Origin of the sequence: Bariatricus sp. SGI.154 (assembly GCF_050313795.1) — a bacterium.
In the GTDB taxonomy this organism is placed as follows: Bacteria; Bacillota; Clostridia; order Lachnospirales; family Lachnospiraceae; genus CAMBRQ01.
On the sequence record NZ_JBNPMC010000048.1, the window covers coordinates 1 to 26,624 of the forward strand.

Consider the following 26,624-nt stretch of genomic DNA (forward strand, 5'->3'; position numbering starts at 1 on the left):
TCCCAGAGCCAGCCATCTTCTGCTGCCTCACCGTACGCTTTCCAAGAATCTACTTTTCTCCACTAAATTCCCATCTAATACAACTTCGCCCCAATCTCCCTAGGCCGGAATCCCTCATCCTCCAAAGCCTTCAGGATCTCATGCTTATGCTCCGTTCCAAATGCTTCCATGGTAATACGAAGTTCCACTGCCGCATTACGGTTGGTGCTGACGAACTGGTTGTGTTCCAGTTTGATAACGTTACCCTGTGCATCTGCAATCGTAGCGGCTACACGTACCAATTCACCCGGTTTATCCGGAAGCAGTACGGATACAGAGAAGATTCTGTCTCTCTGAATCAGTCCATGCTGTACGATAGAGGACATTGTAATAACATCCATGTTGCCGCCGCTTAAGATAGCAACTGCTTTTTTACCTTTCAAGTCGAGTTGCTTTAGGGCAGCAACTGTCAGAAGACCGGAATTCTCTACAACCATCTTATGATTTTCTACCATATCCAGGAAGACACCGATCAACTCATCATCTTCTACAGTTAATACACGGTCAATATTCTCCTGTGCATAAGGGAATATCTTCTCTCCAACACGTTTTACTGCTGTACCATCGGCAATAGTATTTGCACTCGGCAACGTTACTGGTTCTCCTGTCTCTAATGCTGCTGTCATACTGGCTGCCTGAGAAGGCTCTACGCCGATTACTTTGATCTTTGGATTCAGCATCTTGGCAAGCGTAGCCACACCGGTAATCAGGCCGCCGCCTCCAACAGGTGCCAGGATATAATCAACCGTTGGGAGTTCCTGTACAATTTCCATTGCAATGCTGCCCTGTCCGGTTGCGATATCCAGGTCATCAAAAGGATGTACAAAAGTATATCCTTCCTCTTCAGCTAGTTTCATTGCATATTCACATGCATCATCATAAACATCACCGTATAATATGACTTCTGCTCCATAACTTTTCGTGCGATTTACTTTAATCAGCGGCGTAACAGTCGGCATCACAATGATTGCCTTGCATCCGAACTTCTGTGCCGCATATGCAACTCCTTGTGCATGATTGCCTGCTGATGCAGTAATCAAGCCTTTTTCACGTGCTTCTTCATTCATTGTACTAATCTTATAGTAAGCGCCACGGACTTTGTACGCGCCTGTATACTGCATATTCTCTGGCTTCAGATAGATTCTTCCGCCAGTCTCTTCGCTTAGATATTCACTATAAACTAATTTGGTCGGGTTTGTCACTTTTTTTACAAGTTCACTTGCTTCTTCAAATTTTTCTAATGTCAGCATGATTTTTCCTCCTTCATTTTCTATACTACTCTTACTCTTCTTCAGTTTGTTCCGATGAGAACAAAGCATTAACGAATGTATCTGCATCGAATTTCTGCAGATCATCAATCGTCTCACCAACTCCGATATATTTGACCGGTATTCCAAGTTCTGCCTGTATCGCTACAGCGATTCCTCCTTTAGCAGTTCCATCCATTTTCGTCAGGATAATTCCGGTAATATCTGCAACTTCATTGAACTCTTTTGCCTGCTGCAATGCATTCTGTCCGGTTGTGGCATCCAGTACCACCAGCGTCTCACGAAATGCTTCCGGGTACTCGCGGTCAATAATGCGATTCATCTTTCTTAATTCTTCCATCAGGTTCTTCTTGTTATGAAGCCTTCCGGCTGTATCACACAACAATACATCCGCATGCCTCGCTTTTGCAGCCGCAACCGCATCATAGACTACAGATGCCGGGTCAGATCCTTCCTGACCGCCAATCAATTCTGCCTGGGCACGATTCGCCCATTCTTTCAGCTGCTCACCGGCAGCCGCGCGGAAAGTATCCGCTGCAGCAAGAACAACCTTCTTATTCTGCGCCCGAAGTTTCCCTGCCAGTTTACCGATCGTAGTCGTCTTCCCAACTCCGTTGACTCCGATAACCATAACAACCGATATCTTTTCTTCGAATTCATAAGCGGTCTCTCCGACATCCATCTGCTCTTTAATACTGTCAATCAGGATCTGTCTGCATTGAACAGGCTCCTTGATATGCTGCTCTTTTACTTTTGTTTTCAGGTCATCCAGAATGTCATACGTTGCCTGTACACCCAGATCGCCCATAATTAAGACTTCCTCCAACTCTTCATAGAAGTCATCGTCAATATGAGAAAAACCATTAAATATACTGTCCATACCGGACACAATATTATCTCTCGTCTTAGTAAGTCCCGACACTAAGCGTCTAAAAAAGCCTACATTTTCCTTCTGCTCTTCTGCCATACTTCTTCTCTCCTACCTCTTCATAATACATGATTTACTGATCTAATTCATCCTCCAATAGACTCACGGATACCAATGTTGATACACCTTTCTCCTGCATAGTAATACCATACAGTCTGTCTGCAGCCGTCATGGTTCCCCTTCTGTGAGTGATTACGATAAACTGCGTGTTCTTCGTCAATTTATGCAGGTAACCTGCAAATCTCACAACATTATTATCATCCAACGCTGCCTCAATCTCATCCAGCAGACAGAATGGTGATGGCTTCAGATTCTGGATGGCAAATAACAGTGCAATCGCAGTCAATGCTTTCTCGCCACCGGATAACTGCATCATATTCTGCAGCTTCTTTCCTGGTGGCTGAGCGATAATACGGATACCTGCCTCAAGAATGTCTTCATCCTCCATCAATTCCAGTGTTCCTTTGCCACCGCCGAATAATTCTTTGAATACCGTATCGAATTCACTTGCAATTCGCGCAAACTGCTCCTGGAACTGCTTACGCATGGCTGCATCCAGTTCTTCAATAATCTGTTCCAGCGTTGCCTCCGCTTCTACCAGATCATCATGCTGTCCTTTCAGGAAGTCGTATCGTTCGGATACCCTTTTATACTCTTCAATCGCATTGACATTGACATTGCCAAGAGAACGTATCTCGCCTTTTAATTCCTGTATCCGCTTCTTCATCTTCGCAAGATCTGTAAGGTTCGCATCTCTTAGTTCTTTTGCACGGATATAAGTAATCTCGTATTCCTCCCACATATAGTTAATCTGCTTCTCGGAAGCCGCCTCGTAATTCTCCTTCTGGCTTTCCAGACGAAAGATTTCTTTGTCCAGATCAGACATGTGCTTCGAAGTGTCTTCCCGTTTCTGAAGAAATACTTTATGTTTCAGGTTCAGTTCTTCGCGCTCTTTTTTGAATTTCTCTATCTCAATCTGAATCTCTTCAAAAAGTTCCTTGGAATTCTCAATGGTTTGCCTTAGATCAGCAATCTGCTTCTCTTTCTCTTCAATTTCTTTAGAAGTCCCACCCTTGCTGACTTCCAATTCTTTTAATTCCAATTGGAATTTTTCAATCTCTTCCTGAATACGGTTGACATTCTCTATTACGAATGTATATTTCTGCTCCTGGCTTGCGCTTGCCAGATGGATCTCTTCTGTTCTTTTTAACTTTCTAGACTCCTCTTCATGCTCCGCATCCAGCACTTTTTGTTCCTTCTCGATCTGCCCGGTCAATTCTTGCTCCAGACTCTCGGAAGTATCCAGTTCTACGTTGATCGATTCCTGATTGTCAATAATATCCGTAATCTGTGCATCCAGTTTTTCTGCCTCAATCCTGGTATTCTCCGAGGTCTCCTGTGCATTTTTAATTCTGGATGCCGCCTGATCTGCGTTCATCTTCGCTGTATTCTGGATGACATAAGATTTCTGGAGTTTATTACTGATCTCATCCATCTTCTCATAATAACCGGCACGTTCTTTTCTTAAGAGTTCTGAGGATGCTTCCATCTCATCCATCTCACGTTTTAACTGCTTTACCGTCTTCTCGAACTCTTCGATTTCCCGTCGTCTACTTAGTAGATTACTGGAATTCTTGAACGCTCCGCCTGTCATGGAACCGCCCGGATTAATTAATTCACCTTCCAGAGTTACAATACGTAAGGATTGTTTATATTTTTTCGCAATCATAGTTGCATGATCAATATGATCAACAACCAGAGTTCTTCCCAGAAGATAATCTGCCAGGGTCTGGTATCTTGCTTCTACCCGAACCAATGTATTCGCTGCACCGACTACTCCGGGTTCTCTCAAAGCCTCAGATCTTCCAATGCCTGAATTAGCACGGATACTCGTAAGAGGCAGGAATGTGGCTCGTCCAAACTTATTCTTCTTTAAAAACTGGATCATCCGCTTTGCCGTCTCTTCATCTGCCGTCACAATATTCTGTATATTGCCGCCCAGTGCCGTTTCAACTGCAATCTCATAATTCTTATCTACTTTTATAATATCAGCAACAACACCCAGAAGCCCTTTTTCATGCTCCTTATTGTCCATAACTTTACGGATACTGTTTCCATATCCATCATACCGTTCCGTAATGTTCTTCAATGATTCCAGACGGGATTGCTCTCGATGGTATGCAGTCTGCCCGATTCTGAACTGCTCAGTCTGTTTTGCAAGACGTTCTTGTAGTCCGGCAATCTTAGCCTCATACTGGCTATTTTCTTCGGATAATTCTATGATCTGACTAGATATCTCTTTTAACTCCTGCTGATATCCTTCCAACTTCTCGCTCTGCTCGCGCACTTCTGTCTCGGCTTCCAGAATCTGCCTGTTCATTCCGGCTTTTCTTACCTGGATCTGTTCCAGCATAGTATCATATTTCTGAATCTTTGCCTTGGTAGAAGCACGATTATTCAGCAATTCGATAATATCATTTTTCTTCTGGTCAACAGATGCCGTGATCGCAGCAATTCGTGACTGTACCTCGATTAATTCCGCTTTTGCCTGATTCTCAAGCGCTGTCTGCTCATCAATTTCTTTTTGAATGATTTCCTGCTCAGTTTTCAGTTCCTGAAGTTGTCCTTTGCGTACACTGATCTCCGAATCAATCGTCCTTGCACGCTGATCATAATGCGCATCATTCATCTGCATACTATGAATCTGCTCTTTTAAAAGTTCTATCTGATTCTCCAACTGCTGCTTGAGCATGTTGGTCTCATTCAACTGGCTTTTTGACTTCTCAATCGAAGCATCAATGGTATCAACCTGTTCTTCTACCGCTTCGTATTCCGTTTTCATGGCATCATACTGCTGGCTGGCGTCCTCTAATTCCGCTTTGGTCATATCAAGTTTCTCATCCACACTGCGGATCTGCTCCTGCAAGCGCTCCGTCTCAAGCAGGAACATATTGATATCATACGTCTTCAACTGTTCTTTTTTCTTCAGATATTCCTTTGCAGTCTCAGATTGCCGCTCCAGAGGTCCTACCTGTTTTTCTAATTCCGCAAGAATATCATCGACACGCAGGAGATTCTGCCGCTCTTCTTCTAATTTCTTCACCGACATATTCTTCCGGCGCTTGAACTTCACAATTCCGGCAGCCTCGTCGAACAATTCTCTTCGTTCTTCCGGTTTGCCACTAAGAATCTTGTCAATCTGTCCCTGTCCGATAATCGAATAACCTTCCTTGCCAATACCAGTGTCGTAGAAAAGTTCATTCACATCCTTCAGACGGCAGGCGCTTCCATTGATCAGATATTCGCTTTCACCTGATCGGTATAATTTTCGCGCAACCGTTACCTCTTCATAATCAATCGGAAGCTGGTGATCCGAGTTATCCAGTGTAATTGCAACCGAAGCATAACTAAGCGGCTTACGGTTCTCTGTACCTGAGAAGATCACATCCTGCATACTGCCACCGCGAAGCTGCTTCACTCTCTGTTCACCTAATACCCAGCGAACTGCATCTGCGACATTACTCTTCCCGCTTCCATTAGGGCCTACGATTCCCGTAATTCCATTATGAAAGTCAAATTTTATCTTATGTGCAAATGATTTAAACCCTTGCACTTCTATGCTTTTTAGATACATTCTACACCTACTTTATGTTCTTCTTATGCAGTTTCAGAATACTCTGATACGCTGCTACCTGTTCCGCCGCTTTTTTCGTGCGTCCGGTTCCAAGCCCATACTCCTCTTCTCCAATATATACTGCTACATGAAATGATTTGTCATGGTCTGGTCCCTCCTCACCGGTCAGTCGGTAAGAGATTGGTGCTTTAAAATGTGCCTGGACAATCTCCTGCAGGATAGTCTTGCTATCAAAAAAGAGTTTCTTATTCTCAAGATCCTTCAGAATAAAACGATGAATGAACTCTTTTGCATTAGCAAAACCACCATCCATATAAATTGCGCCTATCAATGCCTCCATTGCATCTGATGTAATGGAATTCCTCTTTCTTCCTCCCGTAGCATCCTCTCCCTTTCCAAGCAGAAGATAATCACCCAGATTCAGATCCTTTGCACAGAAGGCCAGCGACTGTTCACATACCATACTGGCTCTTGTCTTTGTAAGTTCGCCTTCCGGCATCCTTTTGTTCTCATAGAATAGAAATTCGCTGGAAACCAATTCTAATACTGCATCACCAAGGAATTCCAGACGCTCATTACATTCGTATTTGGGAAGATGCATCTCATTCGCATAAGAACTATGAATCATAGCTTTTTTCAGCAATTGAAAATCATTGAACTTATAACCGATATTTTTTTCTAATATTCTTAAATCCTGTCCCATAATCTGCTCCACTTAGAAAAGATCCACCGGATCTTTTCACGCATGTCTGGCAACAAAACGAAAAAGCCCTACCGGGCTTTTTCATCTTCTATCGCCTAGTTATTAGTTGCATTCTTGATCTGCTCAACAGCGTCACCTACTGTTACGATCTTCTCTGCCTCTTCGTTATCAATCTCAATATCATATGTCTCTTCTATTCCCATAATAATCTGGAAGACATCCAAAGAATCTGCGCCCAGATCATCCACGAATGTCGTTTCCAGCGTAATTTCATCTGCATTTACGTTCAATACTTCTGCAATGATTTCCTTTAATTTTTCAAATTCCATACCATTTCTCCTTTTCTCTTGCTTAATTTTTCTCTTTATTCAGCGGATACTGCATCCGATTGAATACACTCTTTGATCTTCTCGTTAATCTTCTGTCTCTTGAAAGTTACACATTGAATCAATGTGTTGCTCACCTCTTTGGCTTTGGCACTTCCATGAGTCTTCACGACCAGACCGTTCAGACCCAGAAGCGGCGCCCCGCCATATTCACTGGCATCAAAGGTCTTAAGTGTCGCTTTTAATGCAGGCTTGATCAACAAAGCACCAATCTTGCTTCTTAAAGTAGACATCAATCCTTCTTTTACTTTCTTGATCAGAACTGCACCTACGCCTTCGTACAATTTCAGAATAATATTTCCTGAAAATGCTTCACAGACTACCACATCCACCTGTCCGTGAGGAATCTCCCTTGCCTCTACACTTCCTACAAAGTTGATATCGCTCTGTTCCTTCAGAAGTGGGAATGTCTCTTTGACAAGTGCATTGCCCTTTTCTTCCTCTGCTCCAATATTAACAATTCCAACCTTCGGCTTCTGAACGCCAAGGACATGCTCCATATAGATAGAACCCATCTTGGCAAACTGAACCAGATGAGATGCACGGGCATCTACATTCGCACCACAATCCAGTAAAAGAGATACCCCCTTCTCCGTTGGAATCAGTGACGCGAGCGGTGGGCGCTCCACTCCCTTGATTCTTCCAACCAAGACCTGACCGCCAACCAGAATCGCACCGGAACTTCCAGCGGATACGAAAGCATCTGCCTTGCCTTCTTTCACCATCTTCATACCTACTACGATAGAAGAATCCTTCTTTTTGCGGATGGCATTCACCGGTGGTTCTGCTGTCTCAATCACTTCCATTGCATTGACAACTTCAATCTGCGATTTGTTATATTGATACTTTGCCAATTCCTTTTCAATGACGGTCTCCTGTCCGACCAGGAACACTTTCATCGAAGGCTCTTTTTCGATTGCATCGACTGCTCCCTTGACCATCTCGATCGGGGCATTGTCCCCGCCCATTGCATCCAGGGCTATATACGTAATTTCTGACATCTGTATTCCTCCTAGCATTACTAGACTAATTCTACTAGACATTGCTGTAAAAATCAATGATTTATATTTAGAAAATACATAACCTCTATCTGATTATTGTAATAAAAAAAGGATTCCCTGTTCAGGAATCCTCTTCACCTCAAACATTAGTCCTGAGGAATGATTTCTTTTTTGTTGTAGCTGCCGCAAGCCTTGCATACTCTGTGAGGCATCATTAATTCGCCACATTTGCTGCATTTTACCAGGTTTGGAGCGCTCATTTTCCAATTAGCTCTTCTTTTGTCTCTTCTTGCTTTAGAAGATTTATTCTTTGGACAAATTGACATAGGTTACACCTCCTTAAAATTCTTAAAAACATCGCGGATAACTGACATTCTAGGGTCAAGACTTGTATCTTCACAGTTACAAGTTCCTTGATTCAGGTTTTGACCACATACGTTGCAAATTCCCTTACAGTCTTCGCTACACAGAATCTTCGTCGGCCACCCTATTAGTACCTCGTTGCAGATAAGCTTATCCACATCAAGAGTATATCCGTCAATATAATTGGATTCGTCTAATTCATCTGACTCCACCATCTCTTCACCGGAATCCGAAACCATAACTTTTTTTATAAAGTCCAGATTAAACTCTGTAGGAACCGCGTCCAAACAGCGGTCACATGGAATCTCAATCGTCAGTTTGCATGATCCGTGTATCTCAATCTGTCTATCCTTAATATACTCTACAGTAATATGAACATCGTCTTTTGATAACACCGGATATGTGCCAAACTTTACTTTAAAAACTTCCAAAGTACATGGAACCATCTCATCCAAAGATTTATGTGGTTCAGATAGAACATTGGATAGGTCTATTAACATAAAGTCACCCCTATTCATACCTTAACTATTATATCATGTAAAAGTGTTTTGTCAACCTATAATTCAAATTTTTCCAGGTCTTATGTAACCTCTTATGTAACCTCTTATGTAACCTCTTATTGCATCCTCTTGCGCAGGATACTACACACATCTTTCGAACCTTATACGGGGATAGTTTTACACCCTCCTGCATATGCGGGAGGGTGTAAACAAAACATATCTTTATGATTGCTTATATCTTTTAAACTAACGCAACTGTCTCACGAGCGATTGCCAATTCTTCGTTTGTAGGAATTACCATAACCTTAACTTTAGAATCCGGAGTAGAGATTACAATCTCTTCGCCACGTTTGCTGTTTGCTTCTTTGTCGATCTCGATTCCAAGATATCCAAGGTGCTCTACAACCTGTTCGCGAATACCGCCATCGTTCTCTCCGATACCTGCTGTAAATGCAATTACATCAACACCATTCATAGCAGCCACATAACTTCCAACGTATTTTGCTACACGATAGCCGAATACATCAAGAGCGATCTTCGCCGGACCATTGCCAGCCTCTGCGCCTGCACACAGGTCGCGGAAGTCACTGGATAAGTTATTAGAAAGTCCGTATACGCCAGACTTCTTATTCAGCATATTCATAAGACCTGCAATATCCAGATCCTCTTTCTTAGCGATGAACTCTAAGATTGCAGGATCAATATCACCGGAACGTGTTCCCATTACAAGACCTTCCAAAGGTGTCAGGCCCATAGATGTGTCTACGGATTTTCCATTCTCAACTGCACAGATACTTGCACCATTTCCAAGGTGGCATACGATTGTCTTCAACTGATCGTATGGCTTTCCTGCAAGTTCAGCTGCTCTCTTGGATACGAAACTATGGCTTGTACCATGGAAGCCATATCTTCTCACTTTGTATTTCTCATAATATTCATATGGAAGACCATACATATACGCTTTTTCAGGCATTGTCTGATGGAATGCGGTATCGAATACGGCTACCATCGGTGTTCCTGGCATTAATTCCTGGCATGCGTTGATACCGATTAAGTTTGCAGGATTGTGAAGTGGTGCAAGGTCATTACACTCTTCGATGGCTGCCTTAACTTCATCTGTGATTACAACAGAACTTGCGAATTTCTCGCCGCCATGTACGACACGGTGTCCAACTGCACCAATCTCGTCAAGGCTCTTAACGACACCTGTCTCGGCATCTGTTAAAGCATCGATTACGAACTGGATTGCTTCTGTATGTGTTGGCATAGTTTTGTCTGATTTTACCTTCTCGCCGCCTGCTGGCTGATATGTCAGGCTTCCGTCAATTCCGATTCTTTCACAGAGACCTTTTGCCAGAACCTGCTCAGACTCAGAATTGATTAATTGGAATTTCAGGGATGAACTTCCACAGTTAATAACTAATACATTCATTTTATTTACCTCTCTTTTCCAAGTGATTAGTTTTCAGACATACACTGAACTGCTGTGATTGCTACAACGCCTTCGATATCCTTAGCGCTGCATCCACGGGACAGGTCATTAACAGGTGCTGCGATACCCTGAGTCAGTGGTCCGTATGCTTCTGCTTTACCAAGTCTCTGAGCAAGCTTATATCCGATATTACCTGCATCCAAGTCAGGGAATACGAGTACGTTTGCTTTTCCTGCTACCGGGCTTCCCGGAGCTTTAGAAGCACCTACTTCCGGAACGATTGCTGCATCTAACTGGAATTCGCCATCAAGCAGTAATCCTTCTGGTGCATTCTCTTTTGCGATACGTGTTGCTTCTACTACTTTGTCAACGTCAGGATGCTTTGCACTTCCCTTTGTAGAGTGAGAAAGCATTGCAACAACTGGCTCTTTGCCTGTCAGTAGTTTGAATGAATCTGCGGAAGAAAGAGCGATTGCAGCCAATTTCTCCGGATCTGGGTTCTGCTCAAGACCAGAATCAGCGAATACGAATGTTCCGTCTGCTCCCATGTCACAATCTGGCACTACAATTACGAAGAAAGCGGATACTAACTTGGTTCCTGGCTTTGTCTTCAGAATCTGAAGACATGGTCTTAAAGTATCTGCTGTAGAGTGGCATGCACCTGATACCATACCATCAGCATCTTTCATCTTAACCATCATAACACCATAGTACAGATAGTTCGTCAGAAGCAGTTCTCTTGCCTGCTCTTCTGTCATACCTTTTTTCTGTCTTAACTCAACAAGTTTTGCAATGTATGCATCTGTCTTCTCATAAGTCGCAGGATCTACGATTGTTGCTCCGCTGATATCGAAAGAACCTTTGTTCTTTGCGATTTCTTCTTCGCTTCCGATCAGGATCAGGTCTGCTGTTCCTTCTTTTAATACAGCCTCTGCCGCTTCGTAAGTTCTGATGTCTTCTGTCTCAGGAAGTACAATTGTTTTTTTACATGTTTTTGCTTTTGCTTTGATTTCATCTATAAATCCCATGATTGATAGACTCCTTTCCATATATTCTCAGTATTTTTATTATAATACAAAGAGACCTTGCAAACAAGGTCTCTTCTTAGAATCTTATGTCTATTTTTGCGTACAATCGCTATATTTTCCACTCATCAAAGTTGAAATACGTAACTTACTATAGCAAAATATACACTGATCGTACTGATATCTACTAGGGTAGAAATCAGCGGTGTTGCCATAATCGCCGGATCCAATCCAACTTTCTTCGCAATCAGCGGCAATGTACATCCAACCACCTTGGCAATAATTACCGTACATGCCATCGTAACTCCGATGGTAAATGCCATCATTGCGTCCCCCTGTCCCATCAATACAATGCGGACACCATTCACAACCGCAAGGATCACACTGATGCTGACAGCAATCCGGACTTCTTTCCAGATCACCTTTAACAGATCTGAAAATTCAATCTCTCCCACCGCAAGTCCACGGATAACCAAAGTAGAACTCTGCGATCCACAGTTTCCTCCTGTTCCAGTCAGCATAGGAACGAATCCAGCCAGCTGAGGCATGACAGCAAGCGCAGACTCATAACTGTTCATGATCATCTGGGTGATGGTTGCTGACAGCATCAGAAACAAAAGCCAGGGCAGGCGGCTCTTCACATGCTCCACTACCGTTGTTCCGAAATACGATTCCTCACTGGGGCTGACACCAGCCATGATACTAATATCTTCCGTTGCCTCTTCCTGTAAGACCAGCATCGCATCGTCAACGGTTACAATACCAACCATGCAATTCTCATGATCCACAATTGGCAAAGCGATGAGACCGTATTTCCTGATAATCCCCGCTACTACCTCCTGGTCGTCTGTCGTATGCCCATAGAGCATATTCGTGTCCATAATCTCTTCAATGGTCTTGGATTCACTGGTAGTCAGCAATTCCTTAACATCCACTTGACCGATCAGTTTTCGCTTCTCAGTTACATAACAAGTATAGATTGTCTCCCGGTTAAGACCAACCTGACGAATCTTCAATATGGCTTCTGCAACCGTCATCTCTCTTCGAAGCGCGATATAATCAACATTCATCACGCTTCCGGCACTGTCCTCCGGATACTGGAGAAGTTGGTTGATCTGAACTCTCGTCTCTTCGTCAGTTGCCATCAGAAGCCTGTCCACCACATTCGCAGGCATCTCTTCCAAAACGTCAACCGTATCATCCAGGTACATCTCTTCCATGACCTCTTCAAGTTCTGAGTCCGTCAATGCGTTGATCAGTACCTCGCGCATGTCACTATTCATATACGTGAATGTCTCAGCCGCTTCTTCCTTCGCAAGAAGCCGGAATACCAGAACCAACTGCTTCTGATCAAATTCCTCCAGAATATCAGCCAGGTCGACCGGATACATATTATTCTCTAACTCTTCCTTCAATTCCTTATACTGACGTGCTTCCAACATCTCCAGTATACGTTCTTCTGTCAGTTCCTCTCGCTCTTCCAGGTAGTCCCATTCATCGGTTTCATCCTCTTGCGAACGGGGCTTATGCTGCCTCTTTTCGTCGGATTCCTCTAGTAAGCGATTCTCTTTCTTCCATTCTTCGCTCATATGTATCCCTCCTTTCCTGACATTCATTGCGAACCTAATCTTAATATAGTATAATCAATTTCAGAAGGATATACAAGGAGATTCTCATGAAAATAGTTGGATTAATCACAGAGTACAACCCATTTCACAATGGGCATTTATACCATATAGAGAAAGCAAAAGAGATTACAAAAGCAGATGCAGTCATCGTTGTAATGAGCGGCAATTACGTACAGCGCGGCGCACCTGCTATCATGCCCAAACACTTAAGAGCTGAAGTTGCATTGGAAGCCGGAGTTGATATCGTACTGGAACTTCCTGTATGTTATGCCACCGGAAGTGCTGAATACTTTGCTGCAGGCGCCATCTCACTCTTTGAGCAATTAGGCTGTGTAGATTCTATCTGCTTCGGAAGCGAATGCGGTGATTACGGACTGCTGGAAAGAATTGCTCATATCGTAGCAGATGAACCGGAAGAATATAAGTTCTCACTTCAGGAGGCTCTAAGAAAAGGCATCTCTTTTCCACGCGCCCGGCAGATGGCATTAAAGAATTATCTGAGAGATGACTCTCTGGATGTCGTTCTTGAACAACCCAACAACATTCTTGGAATTGAATATATCAAAGCACTCTATAAGAGCCACAGTAGCATTAGATCTTATACCATCAAACGCATGGTATCAGGCTACCACGATGAACATCTGACTGGCACTTACAGTTCTGCTTCTGCAATCCGCAAACTATTAGACTATGCCAGCCATTCCGTACATCTGGAAGGAGATGGCATGTTCGATGAGCCTGCCCTGTCCGAAGTTCTGACCCGCCTGGAGGATCAAGTCCCTCCATCCTGCATCCGCATGTTAGAAGAGATGCATCGAAGCAGATATCCAATCTATGCCAACGATTTCTCGCTTCTATTAAAATATAAACTACTAACGGAATCCCGTGATTCACTAGTCAAGTATAAGGATATTACTGATGATCTCGCCAACCGCATCATGAATCATGCCAATGATTTTATAACCTTTGACCAGTTCTGCGACCTGTTAAAGACAAGAGATATGACATATACACGCATCAGCCGAAGCCTTTTCCATATTCTACTGAATATTACGAATGAGGATATGATCCGCTATCAGGAGAAAGGGTACTGCCAGTATGCTCATATCTTGGGGTTCCGCAAAGATGCCGGAAAACTTCTTTCTCATCTTAAGAAGAACTCGCAAGTACCGTTGATTACAAAACTTACGCAGATAGAAAACTTAAATGATACTGGGCTTGCTATGTTAGAGAAGGATATCTTTGCCTCTAATCTGTATGAAAGTATTATTACAAATAAGTTTAAGATGCCGTTTGTGAATGAGTATCAGCAGCAGATTGTGCGGATATAGGGGGAATTTAGTTTATTAAGAGTTATTTGAGAGTGTACGGCATGGAACCGCCCCATCTGCCCTCTATGCCTGACATTCTTTTGGGGGGTAACTCTTTCTAAACTGGGGGATTCCTGGTGAAGGTGGGTGTGGGTCTTTTTCCTGTGATTTTACATACCTTAGCGCAGGAAAACTTGTTCTACGGTATTGTAATACAGTGCAGATCACAAGCCGGTCTATGCGCATACCTGTTAACTAATTTAGAAAAATGCATCTGCTATATACAATGACAAAAAATTGTAGACAAAGCATATTACCTTCATTAATCTGTGCCTTAATCACAAAATTCCTGATTCGTTCAGGATACATATGCTGCATATCATTCTGCTGTACCTCAGACTGACTATCCATGCAACACCACTCACCATGCACTCCCTGGTTGTTCCCCTCCCAAACACCACTCGCTACACACTCCCAATCTGTTATCCCCCCAACACCGTTTCCCACGCATCCTCGCCAGGAACCCTCCCAGCGGAGAAAACCTTGAGAATTTGGAATGTCAGGTGAAGGAAGTGGAACAGGCGGCTCTGAAACCGGTATTTTTCCGGTTACGGATTCTTAACGAAACATCCCGGTTTCAGAGCCGCCTGCTCCACTTCCTTCACCGTACACTTCCCAAGAATCTATTTTCTCCCCTAAATTCCCATTTCGTTAAACTCACAGATTTAACACTATATTGTCACTTCGCTATCTGTGGGGAATACAAATATCTGCTTTTATGTTAAGATTCTATTAGGAGGTGGCAATATGAATCAGACTTATACCCTAAACAGCGCAGGAATCGGACTCCTACTAGGTACCCTCTACTCCCCCGCTTCCCTTATTAAAACCTTAACCATCCTCATCTCCATCCTGTCAATCCTAACAAGCTGGCTTCTACGCAAAAAATACGACACTTACCTACTAACCAAACTCCCGCCTAAAAACTAACCCACATCAACGCAACCAACTCTTACACAAAAACTAACCCCTTCCACCCCGCTCCCCCACCCATGCCAGAATCCTCCCTAATTCATCAAGAGTCACACATGAGGATGTCAGGTCAAGTGGGGATGGAGGGTGGTTGATGTCCGTAGAAGAGTCATACAATCCGTTAGTGAAAAAGAGGTCTGAAATCAGGATGAATTATGTGCAACAAGCACAGAATTCAAGAATGTCCGAACCGGAAAATCTTCAGATTTCTCCGGTTCGGACATTCGGTTCCTGATTTCAGACCTCTTTTGAACTTACGGATTGTATGACTCTTCTACGGACATCAACCACCCTCCATCCCCACTTGACCGTACATCTTCATACCCTACTCTTCATGAATCAAAATTCCACAAATCAAAACTCACACTTCTTAATACAAGCAATCGCCCGTGACCCTGCTCCAATATGGCAAGACACACTCAGCGACAATCGATCCATGTGAACCTCATATCCTGGGAATCTCTCCTCAATCTCACCTTTCCAGATCAAAGCCTCTTCCTCAGAGCAGGTATATGCCGCATGGATGTACATCTCTTTTCCCTTAAAGCGCTCATTTACATCCTTCTCAATCGCATCCAGCATCGTCTTCTTCGCTGCTTTCCAGCCACGAACCTTTGCGAAGGAATCCAGTTTCTCTCCCTGAATCTGAAGGACTGGCTTTAAGTTCAATACTGTACCGATTGCTGCAGCCGCAGGAGTAACACGTCCACCTTTTTTCAGATATTTCAGCGTATCAACAGTAATATAGATGCTTGCTTCCAGTTTCTCACGCATCAGAACATCCTCTATCTCCTGTGCACCCATGCCTTTTTCTGCCATCTCCATGGCATCAAGCACTGACTGACGCTGTGTGATAGAGATTCTCTGATTATCAATTACATGAACCTTGCCATCATAATCCTGTGCCAATCCCATCGCTGTCTCACAGGAACTGCTAAGACCGCTGGACATCGGAATATAAATAATCTCATCATATTCTTTCAGCAGTTCATCCCACAGTTCAAGAACATCGCCAGGCGATGGCTGAGACGTAGAGATATCTGCATCCTCTGCAAGCCTCTGATAGAATTCCTCCTGTGTCAGCGTAATGTCCTCATAATATAACTTTTCATTAATGAAAAACGGCATCGGGAGCACACGAATTCCTAATTCTTTTGCTTCCTTCTGCGTGATTCCACTGTTACTATCTGTCACAATAGCTACTCTTCCCATCCTTTTACCTCTCTAATTCTTAAAACTATGAATCGGTGCAGGAATTCTTCCCTGTCTGTTCACAAAAGCACTGCAATCATATTCATTGACCGGAATAATCGGAGCATAGCCCAATAATCCACCGAATTCAGCAGTATCTCCCACATCTTTTCCAATCACCGGAATCAAACGGACCGCCGTCGTCTTCTGATTCACCATACCGATTGCCATCTCATCTGCAATAATACCAGAGATTGTAGATGCTTTCGTCTTGCCAGGAATTGCGATCATATCCAAACCAACTGAGCAGACACAGGTCATTGCCTCAAGTTTCTCTATTGTCAGAGCACCAAGTTTTACTGCGTCGATCATCCCCTGGTCTTCACTGACCGGGATGAATGCACCACTTAAACCACCTACATAAGAAGAAGCCATAACGCCGCCTTTTTTCACCTGGTCATTCAGCATAGCGAGTGCAGCCGTTGTTCCAGGAGCACCGACTCTCTCCAATCCAATCTCTTCCAGGATCTCAGCCACACTGTCTCCAACTGCCGGTGTCGGTGCAAGAGAAAGATCTACGATTCCAAACGGAATACCAAGTTTCTTGGATGCTTCGCCTGCAACCAGCTGTCCAACTCTCGTAACCTTGAACGCAGTCTTCTTAATTGTCTCACACAATTTCTCAAAATTCTGTCCGCGCACCTGCTCGATCGCATGTTTTACAACACCAGGACCACTGACACCTACGTTGATGACCGCATCACCTTCTGTTACGCCTAAGAAGGCACCTGCCATGAACGGATTGTCATCCGGAGCATTGCAGAAAACAACCAGTTTTGCACAGCCAAGAGAATCATTCTCTTTGGTTGCTTCCGCGGTTGCCTTAACGATCTCTCCGCTCAAACGCACCGCGTCCATATTAATTCCAGTTCTGGTTGATCCTACATTAATAGAACTACATACGCGATCCGTACAAGCCAACGCCTCTGGAATAGAACGAATCAGATTCTCATCGCTTTTCGTCATAGACTTGGATACCAGTGCAGAATATCCGCCGATAAAATTCACGCCCACTTCTTTTGCCGCTTTATCCAGTGTCTTTGCAATTGTAACAAAATCTTCCGGTTTCTTGCAGGCAGCGCCGCCAATCAAGGCAATCGGAGTGATAGAGATTCTCTTATTCACAATCGGGATCCCGAATTCTCTTTCAATCTCCTCTCCCGTTGCAACCAGATCTTTTGCCACTGTTGTTATCTTATTATAAATGTTCTCGTTTACTTTATCCAAATCAGAATCAATACAGTCCAAAAGACTGATACCAAGTGTAATCGTCCTGACATCCAGATTATCCTGTTCAATCATCTGATTAGTCTCGTATACTTCATATCTGTTAATCATAATCTAAGCCCCGGCCTTTCTGTCATTCATCTTATAATCTGTGCATCTTCTCGAAGATCTCTTCTCTCTGACAGTGAATCATCACGCCTACACTGGCTCCAAGTTCTTCCAGATCTTTTGCTACCGTTGCAATCTCTTTCTTAGAATTCGTAACATCTGCAATTGTCATCATGTTAAAATATCCATCTACGATTGTCTGGGAAATATCCAGAATATTGATATCTGTCTCAGCCAGATATGTACAAACCTTTGCAATAATACCTACCGTATCCTTACCTACTACTGTAATTACACACTTTCTCATCTTCATCCTCCTGCTTCACAATTCTCTTATAGTGTAATAATATCTGATACAGTATCCCTTTTCGCCACCATCATAGGAATATCTTCTCCTTTGTAAGGATTATCTCCATAACTGACTTCCAGTTTTACTGTCTCATATGCCAATTCTTCATAATTGTTTTCTTTACTTAGATGCCCCAGTATTACATACTGTAGATTGTCATGTAGTATATCACAAAGAAGCCTTCCTGACAATTCATTCGACAGATGTCCTTTATCACCCATGACCCTTTTTTTCAACGGATAAGGATAAGGACCGACTTCTAACATATGAATATCATGATTGGCTTCCAGAACGACCGCATTCAGATTCTGCAGGCGCTCTATTATATATTCATCGTATGTTCCAAGGTCTGTCGCCACTGCAACAGATTTCTTAGAATTCTCAATCCGGTATCCGGATGGTTCTCTCGCATCATGGGAGATTGCAAAAGGACTGATCTCCATACTGCCTAATGAAAATGTCTGATCCACTTCGACCTCGTGCAGCAATCCTTCCGGCATCTTTCCAAGACTACTGCAGCAACGGATTCCTTCAATGGTTCCTTTCGTCGCATAGATTGGAATCTCATATTTCCTGCTAAATACTCCCAAACCCTGGATATGATCGATATGTTCATGGGTAATCAGAATTCCCTTTAATTCCTCACCCTTAACTCCCAGTGTATGTAACCCTTGTTCAACTCTCTTTTTGCTGATTCCAGTATCTACCAAAAGATGCGTATTCTCATCTCCCACGTAGATACAGTTGCCACTGCTTCCGCTGGCAATGCTGCATAACCTCATATATACGTCTTCTGCCTTTCCTACAAATCTGCTATAATTCTATCCAACTGCATCTCCGTCTCTCCGAAAGTGTTGTTATTATCTATGACTCTGTCACAATGTTTCATGAACATATCCTTCGGCAGTTGAGCCGCTATAATATCATCCACTTTCTTCGAATCGTAGCCTCTTGCATAAATCAAACGCTTTTTGCGGTTTTCTGCACTCACATGGACATACCACAGTTCATCGCAGATCTCATCGTAATGATCCTCAATTAAAAGTGCAGACTCCACAATAAAAAGGTTGGTATTCCTGCGCTCTTCCATGGCAATCTTCTTGCGAATCTCTTCTTTTACCGCAGGGTGAACAATCTCATTCAGTGCAGTCAGTTTGGCATTGTCTGTAAATACAATGCCTGCTAACTTCTCCCTGTCAAGTTCTCCCTTCTCATCCAGAATATCCATACCAAAATATTCTACAATTGCATCAAAACATTCTGTTCCCTTTTTCTGAAGTTTTTTACCAACTTTATCTGCCTGGCAGATTGTTGCTCCGTATCTATTATTCAGGTACTCCAATATCTGTGTTTTCCCGGCTCCTACTCCACCGGTAATTCCAATAATCTTCATACTCTTACTCCTCTACTTTGCTTCGTACCAGTTATCTCCTGTATGCATATCCACTTCCAAAGGTACATCCAGGGAAGCCGCCTGCTCCATCTCTTCTCTCAGGATTGTCTTCACGTCATCAAGTTCCGGCTTATAAGCCTCAATCAGCAATTCATCATGAACCTGGAGAACCAGCCTTGACTTCATCTGATTCTCTTTCAATCTACGGTTCACACCAATCATCGCAATCTTCATGATATCCGCCGCCGTTCCCTGGATCGGCGCATTCATAGCCACTCTTTCTCCAAAGGATCTCTGCATAAAATTGCTGGATGCCAACTCCGGAACCGGGCGTCGTCTGCCGAATAAGGTAACGACATATCCCATCTCCTTCGCATGTTTCACCGTATCATCCAGAAACGCTTTAATACCCGGATATGTCTTAAAATAATCTTCGATATATTTTGCCGCTTCTTTTCTGGTAATACTCAAGTCCTGGCTCAGTCCGAATGAACTGATTCCGTATACGATTCCAAAATTCACCGCCTTAGCATTGCGCCGCTGCTGGTCTGTTACTTCCTCAAACGGAGTATGGAATACCTGGGAAGCCGTAATCCTGTGAATGTCTTTCGCCTCTTTATACGCGTCAATCAGATGGCTGTCACCAGAGCAATGTGCTAAAACCCTCAATTCTATCTGCGAATAATCCGCATCTACAAACACATATCCTTCCTCCGGAATGAACACCTTACGGATCAGTCTTCCAAGTTCCATCCTGATTGGAATATTCTGAAGATTCGGCTCTGTACTGCTGATTCTTCCTGTTGCCGTAATCGTCTGGTTAAACTTACTGCGAATCCTTCCATCTTCACAGATATAATTGGCAAGTCCATCTGCATAGGTTGACTTTAACTTCGAATACTGTCTGTATTCTAATATCTTTTCAATAATCGGATAATCCGGCGCCAGTTTTTCCAACACATCTGCCGCCGTCGAATATCCTGTCTTCGTCTTCTTACCGCCAGGAATCTTCATATTTTCAAATAATATGACCCCCAACTGCTTTGGAGAATTAATATTAAAGGTCTCTCCTGCATCTGCGTAGATCTCTTTCTCAAGTTCTACAATCTTGGTTCCCAACTGGTCGCCATAGAACTTAAGCGCTTCTGCCTCCACTTTCACGCCGTTTCTCTCCATATCACATAGCGTGAATAACAATGGCATCTCAATCTCCGCAAATAACTTATCCATCTGGCATTCTTTCAACTTCTCCCACAGAATACCTGACGCCTTATAAGCAGTAAAGGCTTCATAGCATACCTTCACATAATTCTCAGTTTTCTCTTCTATAATAATATTCAATTGCTCTCGTGCAACGTCTTCATAAGTATAATTGCTCTTTAACGGGTTCAGCAGATATGCTGCCACTGTTGCGTCAAAGCAATTCTCCATACGGCGGATCTTAATATGCTCCAGAGCCTGCTTCAGATCGAACATGACGAAGCGTCCCGCCCTCTCTGCCACTTCCTCTAATCTTCCAAGAAGCCAGGATGCATCAATCCCCTGTCCGGTCCGGATACAATAGATATCCTTCTCAGAAAAGCATAATCCGATACCACCAATCTCTGCCTGATCCGCAAAAAGGGGCAGCACGTCCTCCGTATTCTTAAAGATGCATGCTCCAACACACGCGGCCTTCTCTGCCGCAGCCAGCGCTTCTTCTGCCGCACTCTGCTGCTTAATCTCACAAAATGCCGACTCCACCTGATTAGACGGTGCTGTCACATCGAATTTGGAAAGCAGATTCTTGAACTGAAGTTTCTGAAAATATGCATACGCTTCCTCCGTAAATATATTCCCCAGCCTTGCCTCTTCAAGTTCATAAGGGAAATCAGCATTCACATTGATGGTAGCAAGTTTCTTACTCATCACTGCCATATCCCAATGCTCTTTTAATGCTTTCGCTGCTCTTGGCGGTTTTAGTTCCTCCACATGCTCGTGTGCATTCTCAATACTGTGATATTCTGTAATAATCTTTGTTGCCGTCTTCTCTCCAATACTTGGCACCCCAGGTATATTATCAGAAGTATCCCCCATTAACGCCTTCAGATCAATAAACTCCACAGGCGTTACCTGATATCTTTCCTTGACGTCCTGTGCATAGTAATCCTCTACCTCTGTCCTTCCCTGTTTCGTCTTCGGAATTCGAATCTTTACATGCTCTGTCGCAAGCTGAAGCAGGTCTCTGTCTCCAGATATTACCGACACATCGATTCCCTGCCCCTCACAACGTCTGGACAGTGTTCCAAGAAGGTCATCCGCTTCCAGCCCGGCAGATTCTATGGTCTTGATTCCCATCGCCTGAAGGACTTCTTTAATAACAGGTACCTGCTGGCGCAATTCTTCTGCCATAGGCTTTCTGGTTCCCTTATATTCCGCATACATCTTATGGCGGAACGTCGGCGCATGAACATCAAAAGCCACCGTCAGATAGTCCGGTTTCTCTTCTTCTAATATTTTAAACATAATCGTCAGAAAGCCATAGATCGCGTTCGTATGAAGCCCGTCTGCATTCGTCAGATCCGGGAGTCCATAAAAAGCGCGATTCAAAATACTATGACCATCAATCAATACAATCTTATCATTCATATTGGATTCTCCATCTAAAATTAGAACTACCTTCTTACTATACACCAAAACATTTATTTTTGAAAGCAATTTATTCTTTTTAAAGGCTTGCAATCTCCTTCAGTCTTTCGATAATCGGAAGATGCTGTGTACACTGTCTCTCGCATTTTCCACAGGCAATACACTCTAAAGCCTTCTCCTTGGAAATGTCCCAGTGATTATCCAGTCGATCCTCGATTGCTTTCTGCTCGCCAGTCAGAATCATCTGATTATAAGCATCCATGAATTTTGGAATCGGAATATCTTTTGGACATCCTTTGCAGTAAGCGCAGCCAGTACATAAGTTATTTAGTGCCACACCCTTGCCCTCATATTCTTTCACAATCTCTTTCGCCGGCTTCTCTTCCAGGTTCTCTACGGCTTTGACCGCATCATCAATATGTTCCTTTGTCGTACAGCCTGCCAGTGTTACAGTAATCTCTTTATGGGAAGCAACAAAACGAAGCGCTGCCTGCGGAACCGTCAGATCTGTTTCTTCTGCCAGATAAGCGAATGCATCCGAATTCGCCGGAATCATTCCTCCGCCCAAAGGATTCATTACCACAACTCCCATACCTTTCTGATGTGCTGCCTCAATACCACTCTGTCTGAAGCGGTAATTAAGCGCATTATATCCGATCAGCATTCCTTTGAACTTGCCTGTATCTACTACTTTCTCGATATCATTGCCCTGCATATGAGAAGAGAACACGATATTACGGATCAGTCCCTCTCTCTTGGCATCCTCAAAAAAACCATACAACGCATCCATATGCCTTTCCCATGACTCCAGACTCAGCATACACCACATATGATAGAAATCAATGTAATCTGTCTTCAATCTGTCCAAAGATAACTCTAGTCTCTTTCTGAAAATGTCTTTTGTCGGATGATCTCCTGCATCTAGTGTTCCCAGATTCGTCTTAGAAGTTACATAGATATCACTTCTTTTCACCTGCGATAACGCAATTCCTGTCACGATCTCGCTCTTATCATCACAATAATGCGGTGCTGTATCCCAGTAATTGATTCCCTTCTCATATGCATAGAGCGGAATCTCAGCACATTTCTCCAATCTTCCCGCTTTGATATCCTCTTCATCATAACGCATAGTTCCGAGCCCGATTGCGGACACCTTCATTTCTGTATTTCCATATTGCTTATAGTACATAATTGCCTCCTTTTTTTAATGTGTGAATTCTCGTGTCGCTGACCTTTTCCCATTATATCATAGTTCCTATAATTTCAACCAAAAAAACAAGCAAAAAAACCTCTAAAATTCTTCACAAAAGCATTGACATCTTCTGATTTTACCGTTATAATTCAATATGTTGTCGATGAGATAACATAAGCGGATGTGGCGGAATGGCAGACGCACAAGACTCAAAATCTTGCGGGGGCGACCTCGTGTGGGTTCAAGTCCCACCATCCGCATTCAGAAAAAGTACGGGAAACCTTGATGTGAGGATTCCCGTTTTTATTTGGAAATTTTTCTAAGAAAAGAGAAGCGATACCTTACAGGCACCACTTCTCTTTTTTGAATATTATAATGAGAGTAAAGAAAATCTCCCGTAATTCAAGACTATTTTATACATATTCCTAGAACTTATCTGCCGGGAACAAAGCATCATCCAATGCAGTCATATCTTCCTGAGCGATATAATATACATTATCTGCATCCGGCTTAACTGTAATGGTAACAGTTGTAGGATCTCCATAGACCGGAGCAGCAATTCTCTCAGCCATAAGTTCATACATTTTCTGGAACACCATCTGGTTGATCTCTTCATCGCTTGGAATCTGTTCAACGTTCGTCAGTTCTTCTGTAACAGCAGTATTAACCTCATCCTGAAGTCCTTCAAAAGCAATGAATGGCTCTACGGTTACATCGATTGTAAAAGCATCGTCACTTGCTTCTTTTGCTTCGCCAACATCATACTTCGCCAGTTTGATCATATCCAGGAACAACTGTCTGTAGTTCTCTGTCATTTCTTCTGAAAGACCCAGATCAGAGAATCCAGCCTCCTTCATCGTTACGTCAATATTACCCTCATACAATTCCTTTGCTTCTTCTTCACTTGACTTCGTCCATTCCATATACTTTGCGAATTCACCTTTGTAACTGGCATCCAGAACAGACTTCGCATAAGACTGTGCATCTTCCGTACTCATTCCTCCGCAACCGCACAGTACTGTCATTACTACAACCAGTAATACAGCAAGCAAACCTCTTTTTCTCATAACTTTTTCCCCCTTGTGAATTAAGATAATATAACCATACTCCTATCTTCACATAAAATCAACTCTTAACAGTTATTTGCCAATTAACTTTTTCCCGATATCAAAGCAATCAAATGTAGCAAAATAATCTGCCGGAGTCTCCGCTCTGCGGATCAACTGTGCCGTACCATCTTCTTTCAGGAGCACTTCTGCTGATTTTAACTTTCCATTATAATTATATCCCATAGAGAATCCATGCGCGCCAGTATCATGGATGACCACCAGATCTCCCATGTCAATCTTCGGCAGCATACGGTCAATGGCGAACTTATCATTATTCTCGCATAGAGAACCTGTAACATCATATTTGTGATCATGCGGCAGATTCTCTTTCCCCATTACCGTAATGTGATGATATGCCCCATACATCGCCGGACGCATCAGATTGACCGCACAAGCGTCCACGCCGATATATTCTTTATGGGTATGTTTCTGATGAATCGCTGTTGTTACCAGGCATCCATAAGGTCCCATCATGAATCGTCCAAGTTCTGTATAGATTGCAACATCTCCCATTCCTGCCGGCACAAGCACCTCCTCATATACCCTGCGTACGCCATCACCAATCACACGGATATCATTCGGCTCCTGATCCGGCGTATAAGGAATACCGATTCCTCCGGACAGATTGATGAACTTAATGTGTACGCCGGTTTCCTGCTGAAGTTTCACCGCAACTTCGAACAGCACCTTTGCAAGCATCGGATAGTAATCATTTGTAACCGTGTTACTTGCAAGGAAAGCATGGATACCGAACTCTTTCGCTCCCTTTGCTTTCAGAATTTTGAAAGCCTCGAAGATCTGCTCTGTTGTCATGCCATATTTGGAATCTCCCGGATTATCCATAATATCGTTACTAATCTTGAACAGCCCGCCCGGATTATAGCGGCAACTGATCGTCTCCGGAATATGCCCAATCGTCTTCTCAAGGAAATCAATATGCGTAATATCATCCAGGTTAATGATTGCTCCCAACTGATCCGCATAAGCGAATTCTTCTGCCGGCGTATCATTAGAAGAGAACATAATGTCCCCTCCTGTCGCCCCGATTGCCTCGGAAAGCATGAGTTCTGTATAGGAGGAACAATCACAGCCACAGCCATACTCTCTCAAAATATTGATCAAAAACGGATTCGGTGTTGCCTTAACCGCGAAATATTCTTTATATCCTTTATTCCAGGAAAACGCATCTTTCAATGCCTGCATATTCTTACGGATACCCTTCTCGTCATACAGATGAAATGGCGTTGGATACTCTTTTACAATCTCTTCTAACTGCTCTTTTGTTACAAATGTTTCTTTCTTCATTGTCTCTGGTTCTCCTCTCGCATCGTTAGTAATTTGATCTCGTTAGATAATGCACTCTTATATAATTCCACAAAATTCTTCTGTCCTGAATACAGACAGGTATTCATACTGCCTTCTCCATACTCGCCAGTAAGAACATATCTGGAATCTGCAATCAAACCAATCTGCATTCCACGGCTTTCGCCTACATATACCTTAGCAGTACCAAAAGTCACAGGCTGGTCTGTAATAATCACAACCTTCTTCTTCGCCGCAATCAATGGCTCCAATTCCCGTATCAATAACAGCAGGTAATTCCTGGTACAACTGATATAGACACGCCGCTCTACCTTATCCAGGAGATTCCGCATCTTATCCAATATATGGTTGGCTCCTTCAATCGTGATATACCCTTCTACATATGTCTTCTCAGAAGGAACGTGCGCAGACAGCCACTTCTTGGTCTCTTCCAATCTACGAATCCTGTTCTTGCAAAATTCATCCAGCGGTACCGGAACATACTTCCTGGTATTGCCCTCTTCCACCAGGTAAGCCGCCCCCTTCTCCGTCATATTCGCCAGAGAATTATACGCATTCGACCTGGAGATTCCAGTCTGCTTCGCAACCTCATATCCGGTCACTTTCCCTTCCGTAATCATACACTGATAGATATTAGCCTCCTGTCTCGTAAGCCCGAATTCCATCAAACGCTCAACGAATGATAATTGCTCCAAATTCTCACCTCATCTCCTCTTAGTAGTTCTCTACAGGAACACTATAAACTATGTCCACATATCTGTCAACATGGTTTTGGGGATTTTTTTGTGAATTTAA

General features: G+C 43.2%; 22 protein-coding genes and 1 tRNA gene. 2 read left to right on the forward strand and 21 right to left on the reverse strand.

All coding sequences use genetic code 11. From position 1 onward, the window contains the following. Positions 1-74: 74 nt before the first annotated feature. From ilvA to mgtE, 11 genes are all read right to left on the reverse strand, one after another. Entirely contained in the window at positions 75-1,289 is a 1,215-nt protein-coding gene (ilvA, locus tag ACQRBN_RS15750; protein ID WP_427739992.1) for a threonine ammonia-lyase, read from the reverse strand. 31 nt (positions 1,290-1,320) lie between these two features. Beyond that, entirely contained in the window at positions 1,321-2,274 is a 954-nt protein-coding gene (ftsY, locus tag ACQRBN_RS15755) for a signal recognition particle-docking protein FtsY (protein ID WP_427739993.1), read from the reverse strand. Positions 2,275-2,308: 34 nt separating this feature from the next. After that, positions 2,309-5,869 (reverse strand): chromosome segregation protein SMC, encoded by a 3,561-nt coding sequence (gene smc, locus ACQRBN_RS15760; protein WP_427739994.1) that lies wholly within the window; start codon positions 5,867-5,869, stop codon positions 2,309-2,311. Positions 5,870-5,876: 7 nt separating this feature from the next. Further along, on the reverse strand, positions 5,877-6,572 hold the full coding sequence (rnc, locus tag ACQRBN_RS15765; protein WP_427739995.1) for a ribonuclease III: 696 nt from the start codon (positions 6,570-6,572) through the stop codon (positions 5,877-5,879). A 95-nt stretch (positions 6,573-6,667) separates the two neighbouring features. Beyond that, positions 6,668-6,901: an acyl carrier protein gene (gene acpP, locus ACQRBN_RS15770; protein WP_427739997.1), complete on the reverse strand. Its 234-nt coding sequence runs from the start codon at positions 6,899-6,901 to the stop codon at positions 6,668-6,670. Between the two features lie 35 nt (positions 6,902-6,936). Continuing rightward, positions 6,937-7,959 carry a phosphate acyltransferase PlsX gene (gene plsX / locus ACQRBN_RS15775; protein WP_427739999.1) on the reverse strand — a complete coding sequence of 341 codons (1,023 nt, stop codon included), beginning with the start codon at positions 7,957-7,959 and terminating at the stop codon, positions 6,937-6,939. 146 nt (positions 7,960-8,105) lie between these two features. Beyond that, positions 8,106-8,285 carry a 50S ribosomal protein L32 gene (gene rpmF, locus ACQRBN_RS15780; RefSeq protein ID WP_004606185.1) on the reverse strand — a complete coding sequence of 60 codons (180 nt, stop codon included), beginning with the start codon at positions 8,283-8,285 and terminating at the stop codon, positions 8,106-8,108. 3 nt (positions 8,286-8,288) lie between these two features. Further along, positions 8,289-8,822 carry a YceD family protein gene (locus ACQRBN_RS15785; protein ID WP_427740000.1) on the reverse strand — a complete coding sequence of 178 codons (534 nt, stop codon included), beginning with the start codon at positions 8,820-8,822 and terminating at the stop codon, positions 8,289-8,291. Positions 8,823-9,063: 241 nt separating this feature from the next. Next, on the reverse strand, positions 9,064-10,254 hold the full coding sequence (locus ACQRBN_RS15790) for an acetate kinase (protein ID WP_427740002.1): 1,191 nt from the start codon (positions 10,252-10,254) through the stop codon (positions 9,064-9,066). Positions 10,255-10,280: 26 nt separating this feature from the next. Then, on the reverse strand, positions 10,281-11,282 hold the full coding sequence (gene pta, locus ACQRBN_RS15795; protein WP_427740003.1) for a phosphate acetyltransferase: 1,002 nt from the start codon (positions 11,280-11,282) through the stop codon (positions 10,281-10,283). Positions 11,283-11,407: 125 nt separating this feature from the next. Continuing rightward, positions 11,408-12,745, reverse strand: coding sequence for a magnesium transporter (gene mgtE / locus ACQRBN_RS15800; protein WP_427740014.1), 1,338 nt, complete (start codon positions 12,743-12,745; stop codon positions 11,408-11,410). Between the two features lie 209 nt (positions 12,746-12,954). Between mgtE and ACQRBN_RS15805 the strand changes: the two genes are divergently transcribed. Further along, the gene (locus ACQRBN_RS15805) at positions 12,955-14,238 is read left to right on the forward strand and encodes a nucleotidyltransferase (protein WP_427740004.1); all 1,284 of its coding nucleotides are present in this window, start codon (positions 12,955-12,957) and stop codon (positions 14,236-14,238) included. Positions 14,239-15,603: 1,365 nt separating this feature from the next. Here ACQRBN_RS15805 and ACQRBN_RS15810 read toward each other — a convergent pair. From ACQRBN_RS15810 to ACQRBN_RS15840, 7 genes are all read right to left on the reverse strand, one after another. Then, a complete protein-coding gene (locus ACQRBN_RS15810; RefSeq protein ID WP_427740005.1) occupies positions 15,604-16,461 on the reverse strand; it encodes a DegV family protein in 858 nt (285 codons plus the stop codon). A gap of 12 nt (positions 16,462-16,473) precedes the next feature. Then, positions 16,474-17,838 (reverse strand): PFL family protein, encoded by a 1,365-nt coding sequence (locus ACQRBN_RS15815; protein WP_427740006.1) that lies wholly within the window; start codon positions 17,836-17,838, stop codon positions 16,474-16,476. Between the two features lie 31 nt (positions 17,839-17,869). Further along, positions 17,870-18,142, reverse strand: a complete 273-nt coding sequence (locus ACQRBN_RS15820; protein WP_427740007.1) for an ACT domain-containing protein — start codon at positions 18,140-18,142, stop codon at positions 17,870-17,872. A 26-nt stretch (positions 18,143-18,168) separates the two neighbouring features. Further along, positions 18,169-18,966 carry an MBL fold metallo-hydrolase gene (locus ACQRBN_RS15825; RefSeq protein WP_427740008.1) on the reverse strand — a complete coding sequence of 266 codons (798 nt, stop codon included), beginning with the start codon at positions 18,964-18,966 and terminating at the stop codon, positions 18,169-18,171. Between the two features lie 20 nt (positions 18,967-18,986). Continuing rightward, complete coding sequence (gene coaE / locus ACQRBN_RS15830) at positions 18,987-19,577, reverse strand: dephospho-CoA kinase (RefSeq protein WP_427740009.1); 591 nt, start codon at positions 19,575-19,577, stop codon at positions 18,987-18,989. Between the two features lie 12 nt (positions 19,578-19,589). Then, the gene (gene polA / locus ACQRBN_RS15835; RefSeq protein ID WP_427740010.1) at positions 19,590-22,205 is read right to left on the reverse strand and encodes a DNA polymerase I; all 2,616 of its coding nucleotides are present in this window, start codon (positions 22,203-22,205) and stop codon (positions 19,590-19,592) included. A gap of 79 nt (positions 22,206-22,284) precedes the next feature. Further along, positions 22,285-23,394 (reverse strand): aldo/keto reductase, encoded by a 1,110-nt coding sequence (locus tag ACQRBN_RS15840; protein WP_427740011.1) that lies wholly within the window; start codon positions 23,392-23,394, stop codon positions 22,285-22,287. 180 nt (positions 23,395-23,574) lie between these two features. Between ACQRBN_RS15840 and ACQRBN_RS15845 the strand changes: the two genes are divergently transcribed. Continuing rightward, positions 23,575-23,657: transfer RNA gene (locus tag ACQRBN_RS15845), tRNA-Leu, on the forward strand. Positions 23,658-23,822: 165 nt separating this feature from the next. Here ACQRBN_RS15845 and ACQRBN_RS15850 read toward each other — a convergent pair. From ACQRBN_RS15850 to ACQRBN_RS15860, 3 genes are all read right to left on the reverse strand, one after another. Continuing rightward, complete coding sequence (locus tag ACQRBN_RS15850; RefSeq protein WP_427740012.1) at positions 23,823-24,464, reverse strand: hypothetical protein; 642 nt, start codon at positions 24,462-24,464, stop codon at positions 23,823-23,825. Positions 24,465-24,536: 72 nt separating this feature from the next. Beyond that, complete coding sequence (locus tag ACQRBN_RS15855) at positions 24,537-25,811, reverse strand: diaminopimelate decarboxylase family protein (protein ID WP_427740013.1); 1,275 nt, start codon at positions 25,809-25,811, stop codon at positions 24,537-24,539. Next, positions 25,808-26,494 (reverse strand): TrmB family transcriptional regulator, encoded by a 687-nt coding sequence (locus ACQRBN_RS15860; RefSeq protein WP_427740015.1) that lies wholly within the window; start codon positions 26,492-26,494, stop codon positions 25,808-25,810. Before ACQRBN_RS15860 ends, ACQRBN_RS15855 begins: the two co-directional genes overlap by 4 nt. Between the last annotated feature and the right edge of the window lie 130 nt (positions 26,495-26,624).